The 22,087-nt window shown below is 66.3% G+C and carries 21 protein-coding genes; 14 read left to right on the plus strand and 7 right to left on the minus strand.

Annotated elements, in window-relative coordinates:
* The 3 genes from A5694_RS23925 to A5694_RS04230 all read left to right on the plus strand — a co-directional run.
* Positions 1–491: hypothetical protein (locus tag A5694_RS23925; RefSeq protein ID WP_428844256.1), on the plus strand; the 491-nt coding region annotated here is incomplete at its 5' end.
* 181 nt (positions 492–672) lie between these two features.
* Positions 673–1,395, plus strand: a complete 723-nt coding sequence (locus A5694_RS04225; RefSeq protein ID WP_064920601.1) for an SDR family oxidoreductase — start codon at positions 673–675, stop codon at positions 1,393–1,395.
* Positions 1,396–1,440: 45 nt separating this feature from the next.
* A complete protein-coding gene (locus A5694_RS04230; RefSeq protein WP_185746563.1) occupies positions 1,441–2,076 on the plus strand; it encodes an HD domain-containing protein in 636 nt (211 codons plus the stop codon).
* A 21-nt stretch (positions 2,077–2,097) separates the two neighbouring features.
* Here A5694_RS04230 and aceA read toward each other — a convergent pair whose 3' ends face one another.
* Positions 2,098–4,395, minus strand: a complete 2,298-nt coding sequence (gene aceA, locus A5694_RS04235) for an isocitrate lyase ICL2 (protein WP_064920603.1) — start codon at positions 4,393–4,395, stop codon at positions 2,098–2,100.
* Positions 4,396–4,642: 247 nt separating this feature from the next.
* On the opposite strand from aceA, the gene A5694_RS04240 reads away from it, so the two are divergent.
* The 6 genes from A5694_RS04240 to A5694_RS04265 all read left to right on the plus strand — a co-directional run bounded on the left by A5694_RS04240 (position 4,643) and on the right by A5694_RS04265 (position 12,226).
* Positions 4,643–4,960 carry a hypothetical protein gene (locus tag A5694_RS04240; protein ID WP_234786573.1) on the plus strand — a complete coding sequence of 106 codons (318 nt, stop codon included), beginning with the start codon at positions 4,643–4,645 and terminating at the stop codon, positions 4,958–4,960.
* Between the two features lie 221 nt (positions 4,961–5,181).
* A complete protein-coding gene (locus tag A5694_RS04245; RefSeq protein ID WP_419179699.1) occupies positions 5,182–5,604 on the plus strand; it encodes an MmpS family transport accessory protein in 423 nt (140 codons plus the stop codon).
* Positions 5,601–8,486 carry an RND family transporter gene (locus tag A5694_RS04250; RefSeq protein ID WP_064920605.1) on the plus strand — a complete coding sequence of 962 codons (2,886 nt, stop codon included), beginning with the start codon at positions 5,601–5,603 and terminating at the stop codon, positions 8,484–8,486. Before A5694_RS04245 ends, A5694_RS04250 begins: the two co-directional genes overlap by 4 nt.
* Positions 8,483–9,145 carry a TetR/AcrR family transcriptional regulator gene (locus A5694_RS04255; RefSeq protein WP_109535587.1) on the plus strand — a complete coding sequence of 221 codons (663 nt, stop codon included), beginning with the start codon at positions 8,483–8,485 and terminating at the stop codon, positions 9,143–9,145. Before A5694_RS04250 ends, A5694_RS04255 begins: the two co-directional genes overlap by 4 nt.
* 10 nt (positions 9,146–9,155) lie before the next feature.
* Complete coding sequence (locus A5694_RS04260) at positions 9,156–11,009, plus strand: fatty acyl-AMP ligase (RefSeq protein ID WP_064920606.1); 1,854 nt, start codon at positions 9,156–9,158, stop codon at positions 11,007–11,009.
* A 62-nt stretch (positions 11,010–11,071) separates the two neighbouring features.
* Entirely contained in the window at positions 11,072–12,226 is a 1,155-nt protein-coding gene (locus tag A5694_RS04265; protein ID WP_064920607.1) for a PPE family protein, read from the plus strand.
* Here A5694_RS04265 and A5694_RS04270 read toward each other — a convergent pair.
* The 3 genes from A5694_RS04270 to A5694_RS04280 form a co-directional block, all read right to left on the minus strand.
* Positions 12,192–15,035 carry an RND family transporter gene (locus A5694_RS04270; RefSeq protein ID WP_064920608.1) on the minus strand — a complete coding sequence of 948 codons (2,844 nt, stop codon included), beginning with the start codon at positions 15,033–15,035 and terminating at the stop codon, positions 12,192–12,194. The two genes, A5694_RS04265 and A5694_RS04270, sit on opposite strands and share 35 nt — an antisense overlap.
* Positions 15,032–15,424: an MmpS family transport accessory protein gene (locus A5694_RS04275; RefSeq protein WP_064920709.1), complete on the minus strand. Its 393-nt coding sequence runs from the start codon at positions 15,422–15,424 to the stop codon at positions 15,032–15,034. The genes A5694_RS04270 and A5694_RS04275 overlap by 4 nt, the downstream gene beginning before the upstream one ends.
* 138 nt (positions 15,425–15,562) lie before the next feature.
* Complete coding sequence (locus A5694_RS04280) at positions 15,563–16,171, minus strand: TetR/AcrR family transcriptional regulator (protein ID WP_064920609.1); 609 nt, start codon at positions 16,169–16,171, stop codon at positions 15,563–15,565.
* An 82-nt stretch (positions 16,172–16,253) separates the two neighbouring features.
* On the opposite strand from A5694_RS04280, the gene A5694_RS04285 reads away from it, so the two are divergent.
* Together A5694_RS04285 and A5694_RS04290 are read left to right on the plus strand one after the other, a co-directional pair.
* Entirely contained in the window at positions 16,254–17,180 is a 927-nt protein-coding gene (locus A5694_RS04285) for a metal-dependent hydrolase (RefSeq protein WP_064920610.1), read from the plus strand.
* The gene (locus tag A5694_RS04290; RefSeq protein ID WP_064920611.1) at positions 17,180–18,316 is read left to right on the plus strand and encodes a hypothetical protein; all 1,137 of its coding nucleotides are present in this window, start codon (positions 17,180–17,182) and stop codon (positions 18,314–18,316) included. The genes A5694_RS04285 and A5694_RS04290 overlap by 1 nt, the downstream gene beginning before the upstream one ends.
* A gap of 7 nt (positions 18,317–18,323) precedes the next feature.
* Here the strand turns inward: A5694_RS04290 and A5694_RS04295 are convergent, their stop codons facing one another.
* On the minus strand, positions 18,324–18,680 hold the full coding sequence (locus tag A5694_RS04295; protein WP_064920612.1) for a type II toxin-antitoxin system PemK/MazF family toxin: 357 nt from the start codon (positions 18,678–18,680) through the stop codon (positions 18,324–18,326).
* Positions 18,667–18,897 carry a ribbon-helix-helix protein, CopG family gene (locus A5694_RS04300; RefSeq protein WP_064920613.1) on the minus strand — a complete coding sequence of 77 codons (231 nt, stop codon included), beginning with the start codon at positions 18,895–18,897 and terminating at the stop codon, positions 18,667–18,669. The genes A5694_RS04295 and A5694_RS04300 overlap by 14 nt, the downstream gene beginning before the upstream one ends.
* A 172-nt stretch (positions 18,898–19,069) precedes the next feature.
* Between A5694_RS04300 and A5694_RS24470 the strand changes: the two genes are divergently transcribed.
* On the plus strand, positions 19,070–19,981 hold the full coding sequence (locus A5694_RS24470) for an NHL repeat-containing protein (RefSeq protein WP_275084990.1): 912 nt from the start codon (positions 19,070–19,072) through the stop codon (positions 19,979–19,981).
* Positions 19,982–19,998: 17 nt separating this feature from the next.
* On the opposite strand, the gene A5694_RS04310 is transcribed toward A5694_RS24470, so the two are convergent.
* Positions 19,999–20,772, minus strand: coding sequence for an enoyl-CoA hydratase/isomerase family protein (locus A5694_RS04310; RefSeq protein WP_064920615.1), 774 nt, complete (start codon positions 20,770–20,772; stop codon positions 19,999–20,001).
* A 75-nt stretch (positions 20,773–20,847) separates the two neighbouring features.
* Here A5694_RS04310 and A5694_RS04315 point away from each other — a divergent pair, with 75 nt between their 5' ends.
* Together A5694_RS04315 and A5694_RS04320 are read left to right on the plus strand one after the other, a co-directional pair.
* Positions 20,848–21,222: an NYN domain-containing protein gene (locus A5694_RS04315; RefSeq protein ID WP_064920710.1), complete on the plus strand. Its 375-nt coding sequence runs from the start codon at positions 20,848–20,850 to the stop codon at positions 21,220–21,222.
* A complete protein-coding gene (locus A5694_RS04320; RefSeq protein ID WP_064920616.1) occupies positions 21,219–22,085 on the plus strand; it encodes a helix-turn-helix domain-containing protein in 867 nt (288 codons plus the stop codon). Before A5694_RS04315 ends, A5694_RS04320 begins: the two co-directional genes overlap by 4 nt.
* Positions 22,086–22,087: the final 2 nt, after the last annotated feature.

Consider the following 22,087-nt stretch of genomic DNA (forward strand, 5'->3'; position numbering starts at 1 on the left):
GGGACGACGCGACCGAGGGCTTCGCTCCGGTCTTTCAGACGATCGGTGTCCCGCCGCTGCTCAACATCGGCGGCGGTACTGCCACCCTGCCCGGCACCTCTGTCCTGCTAACACTGGCCGAGCAGGACTTCCACGTCTACGACGGGACCGCCGCCGATGCCGAGCAACTCGGCAGTGTGCACACCCAGGAGACCGTGACGCAGCTGCTGGGCCTGACCAACACCGCGTTCACCGTCGACGCTGTCACCGCCGCCGCCGGCGTGGACACCGCGGATCTCCCCGCGATCGGCTCGGTGTACGACGTGTTCAATCTCGGCGGCGGTTTCGCCAACGTCTACACCGCAATCCCCGGCCTAGACGGTGCCGAGGGCACCGTTACCGACATCCTCGTGACACCGTTGGGGAACGTGGACCTCAGTGCACTGTTCGGCGGCTTCGACGCCTCCTCGCTGATGGACCCGGGGGACGCGTTCCTCGGCCTGGATCTCTAGGCGGCCCAGTCAGACACGGCCCAGGCGGTGCAGCGACCGCCTGGGCGCGTGTGGTCTTCATTGCCGCCCAGGCGGGCACATCGACGTCGCATTCTGTGGGAACTGCGGCACATCCGCCATGACTGGATCGCCGGCTGGGTGACCAGAATCGGATCGAAGCGTGTTGTTGAGAGGAGACCAGATGCCCGCGAACAGGCCGGATCGACGAGTGTTGATCACCGGCGCGTCCAAGGGAATCGGGCGGGCGGTCGCGGACCGCCTTGCCGCCCGTGGGGTTCAACCGATCGGCATCGCCCGCACCGCCCCGGAGAACTTCCCGGGGCCGTTCTATCCGGTGGACCTGGCCGACCGCGCGGCCACTGCGACGACCCTGGCGGCCATCGTCGCCGACGGCCCCGTCGATGCGGTGGTCAACAACGTGGGGTTCGCGCACTTCGGCCGGATCGGGTCGGTCGATCTGGACCATCTGCTCGACACCTACGACCTCAACGTGCGCACCGCCGTTCAGGTCGTGCAGGCCGTCTTGCCGGGGATGCGTGCCGCTGGATGGGGGCGCATCGTCAACGTCACCAGCTTGACCACCTTGGGCACCCCGGAGCGCACACCGTACGCGTCAGCGAAGGCTGCGCTGGAAACCTGCACCCGGATCTGGGCAGCTGAACTCGCCGAGACGGGTATCACCGTCAACGCGGTAGCGCCCGGGCCTACCGAGACCGAGATGTACCGGGAGCGCAGCCCGATCGGGTCAGAACGGGAAAGACTTTTCCTGCAGAGCATTCCGATGCACCGCGTCGGCACGCCGCCGGAGATCGCCCATGCGATCTGCTTTCTGCTGGACGAGGACGCCGGCTACATCACCGGCCAGATTGTCCGGGTGGACGGCGGCGGAAGCCTCGCCGGGTAAACAACAGTCGCCGAATCGAAAGGAGCCGGACCAATGACCGCAGTACTGGAAACCATCGCCGGGATCGCGATCCCCGACACCCCGCTGGTGCGGGAGGTCACCGACTACATCCGCGACGCCGAGAACGATCTGCTGTTTCACCACTCTCGTAGGGTGTTCTTCTTCGGTGCGCTACAAGGCCTCCGACGAGGATTGACCCCCGATCTGGAACTGCTCTACGTCGGGGCGATGTTTCACGATCTGGGCCTGACCGAGCGCTACCGCGCCTCCGCCCTGCGCTTCGAGGTCGACGGCGCCAACGCCGCCCGCGACTTCCTGCTGGAGCGCGGCGCCGACGAAGCCGATGCCCGCAAGGTCTGGTTGGCCATCGCGTTGCACACCACCCCGGGCGTCCCGGAGTTCCTCGATCCGGAGATCGCCCTGGTCACCGCCGGGGTGGAGACCGATGTGCTCGGCATCGGCCGCGACGACCTGTCGTCAGACCTGCGTGACGCGGTGACCGCCGCGCATCCGCGTCCCGACTTCAAACGCCGCATCCTGCACGCGTTCACCGACGGCTTCCGACACCGCCCGGACAGCACGTTCGGCACGGTCAACGCCGATGTGCTCGCACACTACGACCCGACCTTCGTCCGGGGCGATTTCGTCGAGACCATCCTGAGCAACAGCTGGCCCGAGTAACCGGCTCGGGGGCGGATGCGTTCAGTCCTCCTTGCGGATCAGCTTGCCCAGCGCCACCCGGTCGGAGGCCAGCAGTTCGTCGATGCGCGGCTGGTTCACGTCGGCGACGATAATCTCACCGACCTCCTGGTGGACGCTGCTGAAGATGCCGTGCGCCTTCATCTTCTCGGTCTGGTACAAGTTGTCCTGGGTGGGCGTGACATAGTGCACCGCAGCGGCTTTGAACCGGTTGACCAGCCACAGGTGGATCAGCGTCATCAACCGCTTCTGGCGGAACTTCTCGGCGAACGTGTTCTGGTCGCGCACCGTCAGGATGCTCCGGCCGTGCCGGTCCTTGATCGGGTCGACGATCACATTGGCAAGCTTCTCCTCGTCGTCGCCGTAGATACCGAGTTCGAGGACGTCGGATCCGGGACGGGTCGGGCGCAGCTGCACGCGTAGCTTGTCGGTGAGCTGATAGTGCTCAGCCCACAACGCCAGCCATTCCTCCAGCAGCTTCTTGGGTACCTCGGTCTGCACCAGGTGCTGATGCTGGGTGGAACCGGCGCCCATCGCCTTGGTGGTGGCGGTGCGCCCGGACGAGGCGGCCAGCGCGGCGTCGCTGCGTGGTCCGCCGACCAGGGTCTGCGGGGTGCGGTAGGGCGACTCGACCAACCGCATCTTGCGCTGCAGCCGGGCCAGCGCCAGCATGCCGTCCTGCAGCAGGGTGGCCGCAAATTCCTCGGAGGCCACGCCGTCGACCTGGTGCCCGCCGTAGGTGATGAAGTTGAAGACGAACCCCATCTTGCCGAGCTCGGCCGGGAAGGCCCGCATCTGTTCGTCAGTCATGCCGGTGGTGTCCCAGTTGAACGACGGCGACAGGTTGTACGCCAGCATCTGGTCGGGGTACACCGCGTGGATCGCCTCGGCGAACTGGCGGGCATCGTCAAGGTCTGCGGTCTTGGTCTCCATCCACAGCAGGTCGGCGAACGGTGCCGCGGCCAGCGATTTGGCGATCGCATAGGGGATACCGCCGCGCACCTGGTAGTAGCCTTCCGGTGTCTTGGCCCGCTCGCAGTCCCAGCCCGGGTCGGCGTTGAGCTCGGCGGCCTTCTCTCGGGCGGTGTAAAACGGGGCCCGCTCGGCGAATTCACGCCACTGCGCGGCGGTCATGTCGCGGGGCTCGCCTTCACCCTCGGCGAACTCGAGCATCTCGGCGACGGCTTCGCCGTACGTCATCAACCCGGCGTCGTTCTGCCAGGCCTCGACGAACTTCGATTCGATCTCGTCGTAGAGTCCATCGACCGACTGCGCCCCGTTGCCGCGCCAGCTCTCGGCTGCCTTGGTGACCAGTGCGGTGATGCCGTTGCGTTCCAGCCAGGCGTCGGCGGCGGCGTACTCGCCTTCGGGCAGGTCATAGAGCAGGTGACCATTGATCTCGGTGATCCCGGAGTTGTACAGCTGCCGGGTCATTGCCAGGAAACACGCCTTGTAGGACGGGATCTTCAAGTTGGTGGTGCCCAGGATGAACGGCTGGTCGCGTTCGTCGGCGCGACTGTCGATCAAGTTGGCCGCCTCGGCGTCGGTGCGTGCCACGATGATGCCGGGCACGCCCATGATGTCCAGCTGGAACCGGGCGGTGTTCAGGCGTTTGATCTGCTCGTCGGACGGCACCAGCACCTTGCCGCCCTGATGTCCGCACTTCTTGGTTCCGGGCCGCTGATCTTCGATGTGGTAGCCCGGAACCCCGGCCTCCACGAATCGCCGGATCAGGTTGCGCACGTGTGGATCACCGCCGTGGCCGGTGTCGGCGTCGGCGATGATGAACGGCCGGTAGTCCACGGCCGGGGTGGCGGCGCGCTGCTCCTCGGTCATCTGCAATCGCAGGTAGTGCTGATTGCGGTCGGCGGTGAGCAGGGCACGCACCAGCCCGGCGGCCTCCTCGGGCACCTGACTGAGCGGGTAACTGGCCAGATCGGGGCCCGGGTCTTCGGTGATGGAGCCCTTGGCTGAAGTCGCCCAGCCGCCCAGATAGATGCCCTCGATCCCCACCCGCTTCATCACCACCGCCTGGCCGGGCGAATAGGGGCCGAAGGAGGTGATGCTCTTCTTCGCGGCGAACAGCTCGCGCAGTCGCGTGTAGAACGCGGTCGCCGCCTCGCGCGCCACGATGTAGTCGGACGGGATGGTGCCGCGCTGCTCGACGACCTGGCGGGCGGAGTACAGCCGGGTGATTCCTTCGAAACGCGGACTGTCGAAGTATTGCTGTGTCGCGACGACGTCGGCCTCGACGTCTGGTTGGGCCGGTGCGCTCGTCGCTTTCGTCTCGATGGTCGTCATGGGAATCGGCTCCTGTTCGCCCGGTTGCTGCGGCGGGTTCGCGCGTGTTACTCCCAAGTATTGTGCCGCCGCTCGCTGAGCGATTGCGCAGTTTTGGCATACATCTTCCGCACGCTGCCGGCGTTGCAACGGAAGTTGGCTGAAGCCGGGGGATTCGGCGGTTTTCGGACTATGGTGAGGAGTTATGACGGGCCGGTCAGACCGTTGGGATACGCCCTGGGGTCAGCCGCCGCAGCACATTGCTTCGGTGGACCACCCGGTCGGTCGCTGGAGCGCGCGGCGGATGAGCCGGCGCTTCGCCGGCGTCGGCGTCCAGATCCCGGCTGCCCGGCTGCGTGAGGTGACGGCCGGCGCACCGCTGGCCTCCGCGGAGTCGATCGACTACATGTTCGCCCTCGCCGCGACCGCCATGCAACGCGAGCAGCGGCTGGCACGCTCCCAGCGCACCCGGCGCCGCCTGGTCCACGCCCTGATCGTGGCCGGGCTGATGCTCGCCGCGCTGAACCTGCTGATCTGCATGGGTTACGTCTTCATCAGCCTGGCGCTGCACGAACCGGTGATGTGAGCCCCCGCCGGCGGAGCTGCGCCGGCTTTCGGGCCCGACGCGAGCTTCGGCCGGGCCTCGATGCGCAGACCCCTCACCCGAGTGCGGTACGGTAACGACCGTCGCAATGACGGAACTCGGGTTCCGTGTCGATGGGCGAGCCCATCATCTCGGCTGAATCGGACCGTCCGGCGTCGGACCGAACAAGACAAGAGGGGGAGGTGCGCACCGGCGTGTATCGAGTGTTGCAGCGGTTCTGGATTCCGCTACTGCTTGTGGTGGTCGTGGCACTGGGCGGCTATGCGATCAGCCGGATCCGCGGGTCCCTGGGCTACCACGGCCCAAATTTGGCGGAAGGTTCGGCGATCACCGAGAACTTCAATCCGAAGCACATCACCTACGAGGTCACCGGCACGGGAGGGACGGTCAACCTGAACTACCTCGACGAGAACGGTCAACCCAATCTCGTCGAAAACGCCCCGCTGCCTTGGTCGTTCACGATCGTGACGACGCTTCCGTCAATGTCGGCCAATATCATGGCGCAAGGCGACCGCAACGTCAGCGGCCTTCGGTGCCGGGTGACGGTCGATGACAAGGTGCGCGATGACCGGGCGAGCAACGACACCGTCAAACCGTTCATCTACTGCTTGGTGAAATCCGTATGAGCGCCCTTCGCACTAATTCGCATCGCCCGTTTCTCGGCCGGATGGTTCGGGTCTTCTCGCTGCCGATCATCTTGTTCTGGGTGTTCGTCGCGGTCGTCCTGGGCACCGTGGTCCCCTCACTGGGCGAGGTCGCGGCGACCCGCTCGGTGCCGATCAGTCCGCTGAACGCGCCGTCGTATCAAGCGATGCTCAATATCGGCAAGGTGTTTCAGCAGTACGATTCGGACTCCACCGCGATGGTCGTGCTGGAAGGCGAGGACAAACTCGGCGACGCCGCGCACAAGTTCTACGATGAGATCATCGCCAAACTCGAGGCCGACCACGAGCACGTCCAGAACGTGCAGGATTTCTGGAGTGACCCGCTGACCGCGGCCGGTTCGCAGAGCGTGGACGGCAAGTCGGCCTACGTGCAGATTTTTCTCAACGGCTCGCAGGGCACCACCGAAAGCCACGAGTCGGTGGCGGCGGTGCGTGACATCGTTGCTTCGGTGACCCCGCCGCCGGGTATCACGGCGCACGTCGCGGGCAATACGGTGCTCAATGCCGACACCAGTGTGGCCGGCCATCAAAGCCTGGCGACGATGGAGCTGGTGTCGGTCGCCATCATCATCGCGATGCTGCTGGCCATCTACCGCTCGGTGGTGACGATGCTGGTGTCGATGGTGGTCATCGGCCTGGGCCTGTTTGCCGCCATGGGCGTTACGGCCGTAGCCGGCAACATGAACATCGTTGGTTTGACCCCGTATGCGGTGAGCATGGTGACCATGCTGTCCCTGGCCGCGATCACGGATTACTTGATCTTCCTCCTCGGCCGATATCACGAAGAGAGGTCGAAAGGCCTCGATGCTGAAGAGGCGTTCTACGTTTCCTACAGCGGTGTCTCGCACGTCATCCTGGGTTCCGGGTTGACCATCGTCGGCGCCTTGATGTGCCTCAGCATGACAACGCTGCCCTACTTCCAGACCATGGGCCCACCCTGCGCGATCGCGGTTTTGGTCATCATCGTCGCGGCACTGACACTGGCCCCCGCGGTACTGGTCGTTGCGTCGAAGTTCGGACTGCTCGACCCCAGGAAGAAGCTCTCGACGCGGAACTGGCGCAAGGTCGGAACCGCCACGGTGCGCTGGCCCGTTCCCATCATCTTGGTGACCAGCGCGGTCGCCGTTATCGGTTTCGTCAGCCTGCTGACCTATGTGCCGCAGTACAACGATCAGAAATTCACCCCGCCCGACATGCCCGCCAACCGGGCCATGGATGTCGCGGACCGCCACTTCTCGCAGGCCCGGATGAACCCCGAACTGTTGATGCTCGAGGCCGATCACGACCTGCGCACGCCCGCGGACATGCTCGTGATCGACAAGGTTGCCAAGAACGTCTTCCGCATGCGCGGCATCGATCGGGTACAGACGATCACCCGGCCGCTGGGCGCACCGATCGAGCACAGCTCCATCCCATTCCTGCTCGGCGCGCAGAATGCCGGCACCCTGCAGGCCGCGAAGTTCAACAACGACAACGCGGCACAGATGCTCGAGCAGGCCGACGAGATGTCCAAGACCGTCGCCAACATGGAACGCATGTACACGATCATGAAGGAGATGACCCAAACCACACATAGCATGGTCGGCAGGACGCAGGAGATGGCGGAGACCACGAACGAATTGCGTGATCATATCGCCGATTTCGACGATTTCTTCCGCCCGCTGCGCAACTACTTCTACTGGGAACCGCACTGCTACGACATCCCGATTTGCCAGGCGCTGCGGTCGATTTTCGACACCATCGACGGGATCGATCAACTCGCCGCGCAGATTGATGGCCTGCTCGTCGACCTGGACCACCTGGATGAGCTGATGCCGCAGCTGTTGCCGGTGCTGCAGCAGACCATCGACTCGATGAAGACGATGCGGGACTTCATGATCGCGACCCACAGCACCATGGCCGGCACCCAGGCCCAGCAGCAGGAACTGGCCAAGGGCGCCACCGAGATCGGCCTGTACTTCGACCAGGCCAAGAACGACGATTTCTTCTATCTGCCGCCGGATGTGTTCGACAATCCGGACTTCCAGCGCGGGATCAAGATGTTCATGTCGCCGGACCACAAGGCGGTCCGGATGATCATCACCCACCAGGGCGACCCGGCGTCGGTACAGGGCATCGCACATGTGCGGGACCTCAAAGACGTCGTCGCGGACGCCCTCAAGGGCACCCCGCTGGCCACCGCGAAGGTTTCGCTCGCCGGTACCGCGTCGCTGTACTCCGATATGCAGGACGGCGTCGCCATCGACTTGATGATCGCTCTTATCGCATCGATGATCCTGATCTTCTCGATCATGCTGATCATCACCCGCAGCATGGTGGCCGCCGTGGTAATCGTGGGAACCGTCGCCGCATCGTTGGGTATCGCGTGTGGCTTGTCGGTCCTGTTCTGGCAGGACATCCTGGGCCTGGGGGTGCAGTGGATCGTGCTCCCGCTGTCGATGGTGATTCTGCTGGCGGTGGGTTCGGACTACAACCTCCTGCTGGTCTCGCGCCTCAAAGAAGAGATCCCCGCCGGGCTCAATACCGGCATCATCCGTGGTGTCGGTGCCACCGGACGCGTCGTCACCGCCGCCGGGTTGGTGTTCGCCTTCACCATGATGGCCATGCTGGTCAGTGATCTGCGGGTGGTCGGCCAACTGGGCATGACGATCGGTATCGGCCTGATCATCGACACGTTGATGGTGCGGGCGTTCATGACCCCATCGATCGCTGCTGTGCTGGGCCGCTGGTTCTGGTGGCCGCTCAACACCTTTAAGATCACCGGGCGGAGCGGTCGTGGACCCGAACCAAAACCGGCGGGCGGCGGAGAAGACACCGCGCCCATTCCGATACCTACCGCATGAAGATCATGGAAACGGACGCGAGATCACAACTGCGCCAACGCACCGACGGTCGGCTCGATCGCTCGCGTGATTCGGCGATCCTCGACGCGGCGCTGGCCGCGTTGACCGAGCACGGTTACAACGGCACGAATATGAACGATGTCGCCACCCGAGCCGGCGTCGGCAAGGCCGCGATATACCGTCGCTGGTCGTCGAAGGCTGCGTTGATCACCGATGCGCTGGTGTACTGGCGGCCGGACCTGACCGACCATGATGCCCCCGACACCGGCAGCCTGGCCGGGGACTTCGACGCGCTCGTGGAGCGTGCGGCACGCAACGAGAGCGAGCGGATCCCCAATGATCTGGTGTTGCGCGTGGCGATGGAGGCGATGCACGATCCTGCGCTCAGCGCAGCACTCGACGACCTGCTATTGCTGAGGGGCCGCCGCGTGGTGACGGCCATTTTGCAACGGGCAACGGCGCGCGGTGAGCTCGCACCCGGCCGGGACTGGTCGCTGATCGCTGACGCCTTGACGGGGATGGGGCTGATGCGCGCGATCAACGGTCAGCGCGTCGACGCGAAGTTCGTCCGCAGCGTCATCGACACGCTGATCCTGCCTGCGGTCTGCGCGGCCAACGCGCGGCCTGGGAAGGACAAGCCATGCGCAGCGGGCCCCTAGACTGCGGGACATGACGGGTCTGGTCCAGATCGAGGAGTGCCTGGACTCCGAGGGCGGCATCGTCTTACCGCCGCACGACACCCTGATCTCGCTGATCGACCGCAACATCGCCCATGTCGGTGACGCGGTGGCCTTTCGCTATCTTGACTACACCGGACCGGACGAGGGCCGCGCCATCGAACTGACCTGGACGCAGTTCGGTCAGCGGCTGCGCGCCATCGGGGCCGGGCTGCAACAGGTCACCGACCGCGGCGACCGGGTGGCGATCCTGGCTCCCCAGGGACTCGACTACGTCGCCGGGTTCTACGCCGCGGTCAAGTGCGGCACCATCGCGGTGCCGCTGTTCGCCCCCGAGTTGCCCGGGCATGCCGAACGCCTCCATACCGCATTGCGCGACTCCACCCCGGCCGTGGTGCTGACCACGGCGGCGGTGCGGCCCATCGTCGAAGAGTTTCTGCGCGGGCTGCCGCGGCCGTTGCAGCCCCGCGTCATCGCCATCGACGAAATCCCCGACTCGGCCGCCGCGGCGTTTCAGCCCGTGGACATCGACGTCGACGATGTGTCGCATCTGCAGTACACCTCCGGCGCCACCCGGCCTCCGGTCGGTGTAGAGGTGACCCACCGAGCGGTGGGAACCAACCTGCTGCAGATGATCCTGTCGATCGACATGCTGGACCGAAACACCCACGGGCTCAGCTGGTTACCGCTCTACCACGATATGGGCCTGTCGATGATCGGGTTTCCCGCCGTTTATGGGGGACACTCGACGCTGATGTCGCCGACCGCGTTCATCCGCCGGCCGCAGCGCTGGATCAACGCCCTGTCGGACGCCTCGCGCCGCGGCCGGGTGGTCACCGCGGCGCCGAACTTCGCCTATGAGCTGACCGCGGCGCGCGGACTGCCCGCACCGGGAGCCGACATCGACTTGGCGCGGGTGGTGATGATCATCGGATCCGAACCGGTGAGCATGTCGGCGATCACGGCGTTCAACGAGGCATTCGCCCCCTATGGGTTACCTCGCACCGCGATCAAGCCGTCCTACGGTATCGCCGAGGCCACGCTGTTCGTGGCAACGATCGACCCCGACGCCGAGGCGAGCGTGCTGTACCTGGGTCGCGAGCAGCTCGGCGCGGGCCGCGCGGTGCCGGTGGCTGCCGACGCCCCGGATGCGGTGGCCCAGGTGTCCTGCGGCCGGGTCGCGCGCAGCCTGTGGGCGGTGATCGTCGACGCCGACGCCGGCCACGAACTGCCCGACGGCCACATCGGCGAGATCTGGCTGCATGGCGACAACGTGACCGCGGGCTACTGGGGTCGGCCGGAGGAGACGCGGCAGGTGTTCGGCGCGCGGCTGCGGCGCCGGTTGGCACAGGGCAGTCACGCCGAGCGAACGCCGAGCGGCGTCACCTGGCTGCGCACCGGCGATCTGGGGTTCTATCTCGACGGCGAGCTCTATGTGACCGGCCGGACGGTGGACTTGATGACGATCGACGGTCGCAGCCACTACCCGCACGATATCGAGGCCACGGTCGCGCAGGCCTCGCCGATGGTGCGCAGCGGCTACGTGGTGACGTTCACCGCCCCGGCCGATGCGGGCGACGGGTTGGTGATCGTCGCCGAGCGTGCCACCGGCACCGGCCGCAAGGACCCGGCACCGGCGATCGCGGCGATCCGCGCGGAGGTGTTGCGGGTGCACGGGTTGACCGCCGCCGATATCCGGTTCGTCCCGGCCGGGGCGATCCCACGCACCACCAGCGGCAAGCTCGGGCGAACCGCCTGCCGCGAGCAGTACCTTTCCGGCGTGCTGAACCTGACGGTCCCGCGCACAGCGGGCGCACAGCGCAGACCTGCCGGGCACCCAAAATAGCTAGATAACCTTCCTAAATCGTCTCGTCGGCCTGGGTGCCGACCAGGACATAAGGGGAGGCAATGGATTTCGGAGCCTTGCCGCCGGAGATCAATTCGGCGCGGATGTACGCCGGGGCCGGGCCGGGTTCGCTGCTGGCCTCCGCGGCGGCTTGGCAGGACTTGGCCGCCGAGCTGCAGTCGGCTGCTGCGTCCTACGGGTCGGTGATCGCGGGTCTGACGGCCGGGTCGTGGGCGGGGCCGACCTCGGTGGCCATGGCGGCAGCGGCCGGCCCATACATCACCTGGCTCAGCGCGACCGGGGCGCAGGCCCAGCAGGCGGCCGCCCAGCTGTCCGCGGCGGTTGGCGCCTATGAAACCGCGTTCGCCGCCACGGTGCCGCCACCGCTCATCGCAGCCAATCGCAGCCTGCAGGCGACGCTGATCGCGACCAATGTGTTGGGGCAGAACAGCGCGGCGATCGCGGCCACCGAAGCCGACTACCTCCAGATGTGGGCCCAGGATGCGGCGGCGATGTACGGCTATGCCGGAGCATCCGCGGTGGCCACCCAAGTCAGCCCGTTCACCTCGCCGCCGCAGACCACCGACCCGTCCGGACAAGCCACCCAGGCCTTTTCGCTGGCGCAATCTGCTGCCGCCACCACGGGGACCGACACTGAAACGTTGATGTCCCAAGGGCCGCAGCTGATCTCGACAACCCCGGCGGCGTTACAGAGTCTGGCGGCACCGGCGACTGAGACACCGTCGGGTGCCTCGACGTCATCGCTGGCCGGCCTCTCCTCGTTGATGATGCCGTTGCGGATGGCGATGATGCCGATGAGCATGCTCATGCGCATGTTGATGACCGGCGCCAACGGCGCCAAGGGGGCCACCGCCGGTCTGGCGGCGGCGCCGGCCGCAGCCGCCGGAACGGCCGGTTCGGTGACGCTGACCGGCTTCACGACCGGGTCGGCGGCGACCGCCGGTGTCGGCCGGGCCGCCTCGATCGGCGCATTGTCAGTGCCCCCGGCGTGGACGGGAATGGGGGTGGCCGCTGGACCGGCGGCCACGGCGTTGCCCGCGACCGGCGTGGCTCCTCCGGTGGGGGCGGGGCCGTCGTCGGCGATCCCGCCAATGGTTCCGTTCGGCAACCTGGCTGCCCGTGGTGGCATCGGCGCCACCGCCACCCAATACGACTTTCGCCCTACCGTGATTCCGCGATCACCGGCGGCCGGGTAGACACCGGCGGGCGTGCGGGAACCGCCCGCGCAAACTCCCGGGGCCACCAGAACCACCGTCCGAGCAACGCCGCAATCGAGGGCGTCAGGAACGCCCGCACGATCAGGGTGTCGAACAACAATCCGAGCCCGATCGTGCTGCCCGCCTGGCCGATCGAGTACAGGTCGCTGGCCGCCATCGACATCATGGTGAACGCGAACACCAGGCCTGCCGCGGTGACCACCGAACCGGTTCCGCCGATGGAGCGGATGATCCCGGTCTTGATCCCGGCCCCGATCTCCTCTTGGAACCGGGACACCAGCAGCAGGTTGTAGTCCGAGCCCACCGCCAGCAGGATGATCACCCCGAACACCGGTGCGATCCAGTTCAGCGGGAGCCCGAAGATGTGCTGCCACACCAGCACCGAGAGCCCGAACGCCGCACTCAGCGACAGCAGCACGGTCCCGACGATCACGGCAGCGGCCACCAGGGCGCGGGTGATCAACAGCATCACGATGAAGATCAACGTCACTGCGGCCACCCCGACGATCAGGATGTCGTAGACGGAGCCGGCCTGGATATCCTTGTACACCGCTGCGGTCCCGGTGAGATAGAACCTCGCGTTTGTCAGTGGCGTGCCCTTCACCGCGTCATGGGCGGCAGCCAGCATCGGTTCGACGAAGGAAATCCCCTTGGGCGTCGCGGGATCCGCGTCGTAGGTCACGATGAACCGTGCTGCCGTGCCGTCCGGGGACACGAAGAGCTCCAGGCCCTTTTGGAAGTCGGGGTTGTCGAACGCCTCCGGGGGAAGATAGAAGTAGTCGTCCGCCTTCGAGGCGTCGAACGCGCGGCCCATCTCGCTGGCCGTGTCGGTCATCCGGGCCATCTGGGTCACCAGCCCGGCGAAACTGCTGTGCATGCTCAGCAGGCTGGCGCGCATGGACTCGGCGACCGCGATCATCGGCGTGAACTGCTCGACGATCTGCGGCATCAGCGCGTCGACGGCGTTGACGTCATCGAGCAGCGGCCGCATCTTCTCGCTGAACTGGTCCATCCCGTCGTAGGCGTCGAACACCGAGCGGACCGCGTGACAGACCGGGATGTTGAAACAATGCTGCTCCCAGTAGAAGTAATTGCGCACCGGCCGCGCGACGTCGTCGAAATCGGCGATGTGGTCCCGGATCTCGTCGACGGTCGAGGTGATGTCGGCCATGTCGGCATGCATCCGGCCGGTGGTGCCGCCCAGCCGGATGACCAGGTCACGAAGGTGGGTCATCGACTCGATCGTGGCGCCCAGATCGTCGCTCATCGTGCGCATGTCGGCGAGCCGATCGGTCATGAACTGCAGATTTTCCTGGATCGGAACCGCTTGCATGCTGATCTGAAACGGTATCGACGTGTGGTCGATGGGACTGCCCAGCGGCCGGGTGATGCTCTGCACCCGCTCCACGCCGCGGGTGCGGAACATGTTCTTGGCGATGCGGTCCAAGATGATCATGTCGGCGGGGTTGCGCAGGTCATGATCGGCTTCGACCATCAGCACGTCGGGATTCATCCGGGCGGCGCTGAAATGCCGTTCCGCCGCGTCATAGCCGACATTGGCCGGCAGGCCGGCGGGGATATAGAACCGGTCGTTGAAGCTGATCCGCATTCCGGGCACCGCGAGCATCCCGACCAGGGTGACCAGCAGGGCGGCCACGAACACCGGGCCGGGCCAGCGGACGTTGGCGGTTCCGATGCGCCGCCAACCACGCCCTTCCACCCGCTTGGGATCGAGCAGCGGAGCGGCGACCGCGACGACGGCCGGGGCGACGGTCAACGCACCGGCGATCACCACCAGCAGACCCAGAGCCGACGGGACGCCGAGCGCTTTGAAGTAGGACAGCCGGGCGAAATGCAGGCACAGGGATGCCCCGGCGATCGTCAGTCCTGAGCCCAAGATGACATGCCAGGTGCCCCGGAACATCGAATACCAGGCCGCCTCGCGGTCCTCCCCGGCGTTGCGGGCTTCGTGGTAGCGGCCGATCAGAAAGATCGCATAGTCGGTGCCGGCTGCGATCGCCAGTGATGACAGCATGGCGACGACGAACGTTGAGAACCCCAGCAGGCCACGGTCGCCCAGCAGTGCGACCAGGCCGCGGGCGGTGCCCATCTCGAAACCGACCATCACCAGTGCCAGCGCCACGGTGGCAGCCGAACGGTAGACGAGCGCGAGCATGATGATGATGACGATGCCGGTGACGCCCATCATCTTGAGCATGGATTTGTCGGCGGCCTCGGTCATGTCGGTGGTCAGCGCGGCCTGGCCGGTGACGTAGGCCTTCACCCCGTCTGGTGGCGGCACCGAGGCGACGATCGTGCGCACCGCGTCGACCGATTCGTTGCCCAGCGTGCTGCCCTGGTCGCCGGCGGTGTTGATCTGCGCGTAGGCGGCACGACCGTCGCTGCTCTGCACGCCGGCGGCGGTGATCGGGTCACCCCACAGATCCGCGATGTGCTGGACGTGTTCGTGGTCCGCCGACAGTTTCGCGACCAGCGTGTCGTAGTAGCGGTGGGCCTCCGGCCCGAGTTCGCTCTGGCCCTCGAGCACCAGCATCACCATGGCATCGGAGTCGAATTCCTCGAACTTCGCGCCGATGTGCTTCGCGGCGATCAGCGACGGCGCGTCGTGCGGGGACATCGTCACCGCGTGGTGGCGCGCCACCGATTCGATCGGCGGCACCAGCACGTTGAGGCCCACAGTCAGCAGCAGCCAGAAGATGATCAGCGGCCAGGCCAGCCGACGGACCAGGCGCATGTACCGCGGGCGACGGCTGTCGTGGGCGCTCATGCGGCTTTGACCAGACAAAAGGCCTGGGCGTGGCGCCCGACGGCGACGTGTTCGTCTTTGATCTCGCCGTTGACGGTGATGCGGCAGCCGATCCGGTCGCCGTCACCTTGAGCGACCACATTGCCGATCATGGCGGGGCTCGTCGTGGTGATGGTGTAGCTCCACGGCAGCCGTGAAAATGTCGCGCGCACCGCCCGGGTCTCTTCGTTGAGGTAGCTGACGCCACCGGTGCTGCCGTCGGGGCCGAAAACTTGGTAGACGACCCGCTTTTCGTTGACCGAGGCGATCGGGGCCGACCCGCTGCTGTCCCAGTGGAAGATCTCGTCGGATCCGAAAGCGCCGCGCAGGTTGATCACCGCCACCGCTCCGGCTAGCGCTGCCAAGGCCATCACCAGTGGCAGCCATGCCCGCTTGGTGATCACGGCTATCACACGCACGGCGCACCTCCGCTTCGATCCCACGTCGATACCATACCCCGTAGGGTATCCGATAGGGCCGGCGGGCGCCCTCGGGGGACGTGGAACGAGTTAGGAGTTGCGCGGTTTCTGGGCGGCGACCGCTTCGCCCAGCCAGCGCCGCAGGAACCGGCGTAGTTCGTCGGGGGAACGCTCGGGCCCGTTGGGCGCCACGACGAACGACAACATGATCCGCAGGACGAACTCGACGAGTTCGCGCAGGCTGGGTTCGTCATAGCCGTGGGATACCCAGTCGACGTCGAACCGCTCGATCATCCGCATCCCGAACGCCCGGGCCTCCTCGGAGGTCAGCTCCCGGCTGTGCGGCGATGACGACGACAGCACTGCCCCCAGGTGGGGCGAGCGCGCCACCGCATCGAGGGTGTAGAGGGTGCCTTCGGTGAGGGCGTCGGCCGGCTCATGGATCCCCTGCACGTGCTCGGTCAGCCGGTCGAGGAAGCCGTCGACCGAGGCGATCGCCACGGCGCGCATCAGGGCGTCGGCGGTGGGGAAGTAGCGGTACACCGTCTGCCGGATGACCCCGAGGGCGTTGGCGACATCGGCCAGGGACACCGCCGAGCCGGTCTCGGCGACCAGATCCACGGCCGCGGCGATGATCCGCTGGCTGGCTTCTTCGTCGTTGCGGGGCGGGTTACCGCCCCAGCCGCGCCGGCGTGCCATCAGTGATTCCCTTGACAACCGTCTCGCACCGAACAATCATACGCGAGGACGTTCGTTTGTATGTTGATTGCCGAGGTAGCCCATGACCGACCTGATCGTGCGCAAGTTGCGGTTCGCATTCGCCGATCATCCCGTGCCGTTCCTGTGGAACGAAGCCAACCCGGCGTTCTCGTCGATGGCCAATGCGGTGTCGCTTCTGGCGATCGGCTTCGAGAAGATGATCGTCTCGACGATGGCCGATGTCACGCCGACGATCACCGACCCGGCGATCGCCGAGGAGGCCGATGCCTTCGTCCGCCAGGAAGGCCAGCACTCGATGGCCCACCGCGGGCACGCCAAGGCGCTCATCAAGGCCTATCCCGGGCTCAAGGAAACCCTCAACGAGTGCAACGCGATGTTCGACAGACTGGTCGCTGAGACGCCGCTGCGCTACCGGCTGGCCTACACCGCCGACCTGGAGGCGACCTTCACCCCGGTCTTCAAGCTGATGCTCGACCACGACGACACCCTGTTCGCCCCGGGCGATGACCGGGTGGCGTCACTGTTCCTGTGGCACTTCGTCGAAGAGGTCGAGCACCGCAGTTCCGCGCTGATCATCTATGACGCCGTCGTCGGCGACCCGTGGTACCGGATGCGGATGGCGCCGTCGATCTTCAAACACGTCATGAGCGTCATCAAGGTGGCCTGCGAAGGATTCAACAAGCACATCCCGTTGGCCGAGCGCAAGGTCGACGCACTGTCGCTGTTCAGCACCTACCGCGGCAAGCAGGCCTGGCGGCGGCGGATTCCGTTCGGCTGGCCGGCCAATCAAGGCCCGGTGCTCGATGCCTTCAAACATCTGCCCAAGGGGGAGATACTCACCGCCGTGAACGGTATCGTGCGGAGTCAGCTGCCCAATCACAAACCGGCACACGAGAAGATCCCCGTTTTGGCCGAGGAGTGGTTCGCCCGCTACGACCAGGGCTACGACGTGACCAAGTGGTACACCGCTGACGAGAAGAGCGCCTGATGTCCGACCTGTGTGCACCGACCTTCGAGCGCCTCGCCGACGCGCTGGGGTTCTCCTGCTCCGAGGCCGGTGGCCTGGTGGAGTTCCGCAATCCAGCGCACCTGGAGAACTGGACGCTGCCGGTCCTGGAGCTCACCGTGATCATCGGAGCGGTGCTGGCCCTGGGCTACGCGATCAACCGGTTCCGCCGCCACGGCGATGCCACCAACCTGGCGCTGTGGTTCGGCGCGATCGCCTATCTGCTCATCATCGAGCCGCCGCTGTACTTCCCGGCGGCGTTCGGGATCGACGGGCACGTCGATACGATGTTCGCGCACAACGTGTTCAGCGTCGACTTCCTGTGGGGCCGGCTGCCGCTGTACATCGTGGCGATCTATCCGATGATGGCGACCGTCGCCTTCGAGATCGTTCGCATCCTGGGGGTGTTCCGCCGCTACGGCGTCGTCGTCGGCGCGGTGTGCGTCGGTTTTGTCCACCACGCCTTCTATGAGATCTTCGATCACCTCGGACCGCAGCTGCGCTGGTGGGAGTGGTCGGTGGACAACCCGCTGAATCAACCGATGTTCGCCTCGGTGCCGATGGGCAGCGTGGTCGTGTTCGCGGCGCTGTGGCCGGCGTCGCTGGCGTTCTGCGTCCAGTTGCTCGTCGGCCGCCAGGTCGACCAGGGCCGGCGGTTCAGCGGCCCGCAGGTGCTCGTGCGAACCATCGTCATCGGTCTGCTGGCCTCGCTGGGGACCGGGATCCTGCCGCTGCCGGCAACACTTCTGGGTGCCGCCACCGACGGCCGGCTGCTGGGGATCGCTTATGCCGCAGAGCTTCTGGTCATCGCGGTGATCGCCGTGCCGGTGCTCATCATGCAGTGGCGGCGGCTGCGGTTGAACCTGATCGTCGGCGGCCGTCACGACAATCCGCTGATCGTCCGCTATGCGGCGGTGTACCTGTCGGTGATGACGGTGCTGTGGCTGACCGCGCTACCGGCCTACCTCGGCGCGGTGGACGGGGTGACCGCCGACGGCGACCCGATCGGAAGTCTGTGGTACACCATCGGCTGTTTCACGGTGGCCTACATCAGCGTCGCGGCGGCGGCTACGGTCCCGCCGATCCTGGCAGAGTCCTCCGAGCCGGCTTTGGTCTGAGTTGGACTCAGACCGACCATAATTCGAGGTGCAGGCGCAGCGCATCGTCGAGTTGTGTCAACTCCTTTGAGCGGAGTCGCCCCAGGCGATGCCGCATTCGGCCGACCGACACCGACCTGATTTGTTCGGCCTGCGCCTTGGAGTCGACGGACAGGCCGGTGCGCTCGGCCGTCAGCAGCACCTGGAACGGATAGATCCTGGTGACGTTGCTCGTCACAGGTACGACGGTGACGACGCCGCGTCCCAGATTCGCAGCGGAAGCGTTGGCGCGATCGTTGCTGACGACGACGGCGGGACGTTGCTTATTCGCTTCGCTACCTTGAGCCGGATCGAGGTCGACCAGCCAGATCTCACCGCGCCGCATCGCCGATCCCGTCGGCGACTGCACGGTCCCAGGCCTCTTCCTCGCCGCCTTCCGACCACTCCGCCCACGCGCGGCGGTAGTCGTCGTCCAAGGTGGGGTAGCGCAGCATGCGGATCGCGCGCTGCAGGCCGGCGGATCGCGAGGGCAGGCCGGTGTTGGCCACGTAGGCATCCAGCGCCGCGACGTCGGCGTCGGACAAGCTCACACTCAGTTTCATACCGAAATACTACCCGAGTAGCACCGATCTGGAAGGGATGGTCAGCGGCGCATCCAGCGCCGTGGCGCCGTCCGGTGTGGGCCGATTGCAACACCGCGACTACCTTCATCGCATGGATGGGAGGCTTGCACCATCGCGTCGCGCTCGACGGCCCCACCGCGCAACGCCGCGCATGGTCGTGCGTCTCGGAATCGCCATCGTCACGGCGTGTTTGACACTGCCGGGGTGCACCCGGACCACCCCCGGCTCGCTGGTATCGACAACGGCCGAATCGGGCCATACCGCCCCGGGGTGGTCTTCGCGCGGCTCCGAGCCGCGCAGGCTGCCGTTCAGCGGCCTCGGGAGGCCGAATGGCGTGGCGGTGGACTCCGCCGGCAACGTCTACGTCACGGACGCCGCCGAACGCAAGGTGGTGAAGCTGGAGGCCGGCTCGGCCAAACAGACGGAGCTGCCGTTCACCGGGCTGGGGAATCTGACCGGGCTGGCCGTGGATGCCGCCGGGAATGTTTACGTCACCTCCTTCAGCTCCGGGCCCGATCCCGTCGGGACGGTGGTGAAGCTGGCGGCCGGATCCGCCGAACAGACCGAGTTGCCGTTCACCGACCTCATCGACCCGCGTGGGGTGGCAGTCGACGGTGTGGGCAGCGTCTATGTCGCCGACCGACGCAAGCACGCGGTGGTGAAGCTGGAAGCCGGGGCCACACACCAGACCGTGCTGCCCTTCACTGGACTCGAATTCGCCTCAGGTGTCGCCGTAGACGTGGCGGGCAACGTCTACGCCACCGACACCGGGACCTACGACAACCGGGTGGTGAAACTGGCCGCCGGATCCGGCGAGCAGACCGTGCTTCCGTTCACCGGCCTCAGCCAGCCCTACGGCATTGCGGTGAACACCGCCGGCGACGTCTACATCACTGACGCCAACAACCGCCAAGTGCTACGGCTGCTGGTCGGGTCTGACCGTCCGACCATGCTGCCGTTCGGCGCGCTCGCCGACCCAGAGGGCGTAGCAACCGACTTATCCGGAAACGTTTATGTCGTGGATTCCGAACGCCAACAGGTGCTCAAGCTCCCTACGGGGTAGCGACATCATGCCGTTCCTCAGCGTCCTTGCCAGCGCGGCGGGCGTTTCTCCCGCCAGGCCTGCAGTCCTTCCGCGACGTCTTCGGTGGCACCGGCCACTTTGCGCATGGTCTCGCCGAATCGCACCGATTCGATCCAGCCCATATCCGTGCTGCGCCACGCCACCTCTTTGGTGGCCCGTTGGGCCAGGGGAGCGGCCTTGGTCAGGGTGTGAGCCCAGTCCCGGGCGGCCTCCTGCAGCCCCGGCGGCTCGACCAGCTTCCACACCAGCCCGATCTCGAAGGCGCGCTGTGCGGTGATCGGTTCGCCGGTGAGCAGCAGCTCCATCGCGTTGGCCCAGCCGACCCGCTGCGGCAGCCGGATCGCGCCGACGATGGTGGGCACCCCGATCGACACCTCCGGGAAGCGAAACACCGCCTCGGTGCTGGCGATCACGAAGTCGCAGAACAACAATCCGGTCAGCCCGTAGCCGATGCATGGGCCGTGCACGGCGGCGATGGTCGGTTTGAACAGCTCCAGGCCGGATTCGAACGAGTTGATGGTGGGCTTCTCCCAGAACGTGCCGGCGAACGTACCGACGGCCCCTTGCGAATCGGTCAGGTCGGCTCCGGCGCGGAACACCTCCCCGTTGGCGGTGAGGATGCCCACCCAGGCGGCCTCGTCGGCGCGGAATCGCTCCCAGGCAGCGTTGAGGTCGTTGCGCAACGGGCCGTTGATGGCGTTGCGGGCTTCGGGACGGTTCAGCGTGATGGTGGCGACGTGGTCGTCCAGCTCATAGGTGACCAGGCTCATGGCACCACTCCTCCTCATCGCTGGCGGTCTGCATCGTCGTGGCGCGACCCATGACCGCACCGTACCGTCACAGTGGTGCGGTGGATCGTCGACGCGATGAATGTGATCGGTTCCCGGCCGGACGGCTGGTGGAAGGATCGCCACGCGGCCATGGTCGGGTTGACGTTGCAGCTCGAACGTTGGGCGGCCGCCGACGACCGGAACGTCACGGTGGTGTTCGAGAGGCCACCGTCTCCGCCGATCAGCTCGACCGTCGTGCAGATCACCGCGGCGCCGAGGGCCGGCGCCGACTCCGCCGACGATGAGATCGTCCGGTTGGTGCGAAGCGACCGGAAGCCACACCAGATCACGGTCGTGACATCGGATATCACGCTGGCTGAGCGGGTCACCGATGCCGGCGCGGCCACCTGCCCGGCGGCGCGCTTCCGCAGCATGGTTGAGGGCCGGTGACGGGCCCGCAGCTGTATCGGCCCCGACCACCGCTGGCCGAACACATCGCCTACTTCGGGTACTGGGACGGCCGGAGCGCTGATGCCCACCGGAGTCGAGCACTACCACGAGGTGCGGCCACCATCGTCATCGATGTCGGTGGCTGTCCGCAGCTGGATTTCTACGATGCCGATGGCCGCACCCGGATGGATGTTCCGCCGGTGTTCATCGCCGGCGCCGGCACCGATTCCTATGTCACCGGCGTCGCGGCCGCGCAGACGGTCATGACCGTCCATTTTCGGCCGGCGGGCGCGCTGCCGTTCCTGGAAGTCCCCTTGGGCGAGTTGACGAATTCCTGTGTCGGGCTTGAAGATCTGTGGGGCCGCGAAGCGACATCACTTCGCGAGCGCTTGATCGACGCGCCGTGCGCGGCATCTCGCATCGCACTGGTGGAAGCGTTCTTGTTGGCTCGCATGAGCTGTGACGCCTTTCCCCGGCACCCCGATGTGACAACGGTATTGGCTGCTGTCGAGCGCAACCCGTCCATGCGGGTCTCGGACGCTGCGGTGTTCACCGGACTCTCGCCGAAGCGGCTCAGCGCCCTATTCCGGGCGCAGGTGGGCCTGCCACCTAAGTCCTACGTGCGGGTCCGACGCCTGCAGGCCGCACTGAGACGGCTCGACAGCGGCGGCACGCGCGGTGCGGCGATCGCGACCGATCTGGGGTACTTCGACCAGGCCCATTTCGTGCGTGATTTCCGGGCCTTCGCCGCGACGACGCCGACCCAATACCTGCAACGCCGCTCACCGATGCCCGGCCATGTCGACTTGACCGAGGTGGGCGGCCGAAATTTACAAGCCAACCGGCCTCGGCATCCACAATGATC

It is taken from the genome of Mycolicibacter sinensis (genome assembly GCF_001667945.1).
Taxonomy (GTDB): Bacteria; Actinomycetota; Actinomycetes; order Mycobacteriales; family Mycobacteriaceae; genus Mycobacterium; species Mycobacterium sinense_B.

Bases quoted from the DNA above. Each gene is read 5' to 3' on its own strand.
- A5694_RS04225 (WP_064920601.1), top strand. From the start codon at position 673: ATGCCCGCGAACAGGCCGGATCGACGAGTGTTGATCACCGGCGCGTCC.
- aceA (WP_064920603.1), bottom strand. From the start codon at position 4,395: ATGACGACCATCGAGACGAAAGCGACGAGCGCACCGGCCCAACCAGAC.
- A5694_RS04250 (WP_064920605.1), top strand. From the start codon at position 5,601: ATGAGCGCCCTTCGCACTAATTCGCATCGCCCGTTTCTCGGCCGGATG.
- A5694_RS04255 (WP_109535587.1), top strand. From the start codon at position 8,483: ATGAAGATCATGGAAACGGACGCGAGATCACAACTGCGCCAACGCACC.
- A5694_RS04260 (WP_064920606.1), top strand. From the start codon at position 9,156: ATGACGGGTCTGGTCCAGATCGAGGAGTGCCTGGACTCCGAGGGCGGC.
- A5694_RS04265 (WP_064920607.1), top strand. From the start codon at position 11,072: ATGGATTTCGGAGCCTTGCCGCCGGAGATCAATTCGGCGCGGATGTAC.
- A5694_RS04270 (WP_064920608.1), bottom strand. From the start codon at position 15,035: ATGAGCGCCCACGACAGCCGTCGCCCGCGGTACATGCGCCTGGTCCGT.
- A5694_RS04275 (WP_064920709.1), bottom strand. From the start codon at position 15,424: ATGGCCTTGGCAGCGCTAGCCGGAGCGGTGGCGGTGATCAACCTGCGC.
- A5694_RS04280 (WP_064920609.1), bottom strand. From the start codon at position 16,171: ATGGCACGCCGGCGCGGCTGGGGCGGTAACCCGCCCCGCAACGACGAA.
- A5694_RS04285 (WP_064920610.1), top strand. From the start codon at position 16,254: ATGACCGACCTGATCGTGCGCAAGTTGCGGTTCGCATTCGCCGATCAT.
- A5694_RS04290 (WP_064920611.1), top strand. From the start codon at position 17,180: ATGTCCGACCTGTGTGCACCGACCTTCGAGCGCCTCGCCGACGCGCTG.
- A5694_RS04295 (WP_064920612.1), bottom strand. From the start codon at position 18,680: ATGCGGCGCGGTGAGATCTGGCTGGTCGACCTCGATCCGGCTCAAGGT.
- A5694_RS04300 (WP_064920613.1), bottom strand. From the start codon at position 18,897: ATGAAACTGAGTGTGAGCTTGTCCGACGCCGACGTCGCGGCGCTGGAT.
- A5694_RS24470 (WP_275084990.1), top strand. From the start codon at position 19,070: ATGGTCGTGCGTCTCGGAATCGCCATCGTCACGGCGTGTTTGACACTG.
- A5694_RS04310 (WP_064920615.1), bottom strand. From the start codon at position 20,772: ATGAGCCTGGTCACCTATGAGCTGGACGACCACGTCGCCACCATCACG.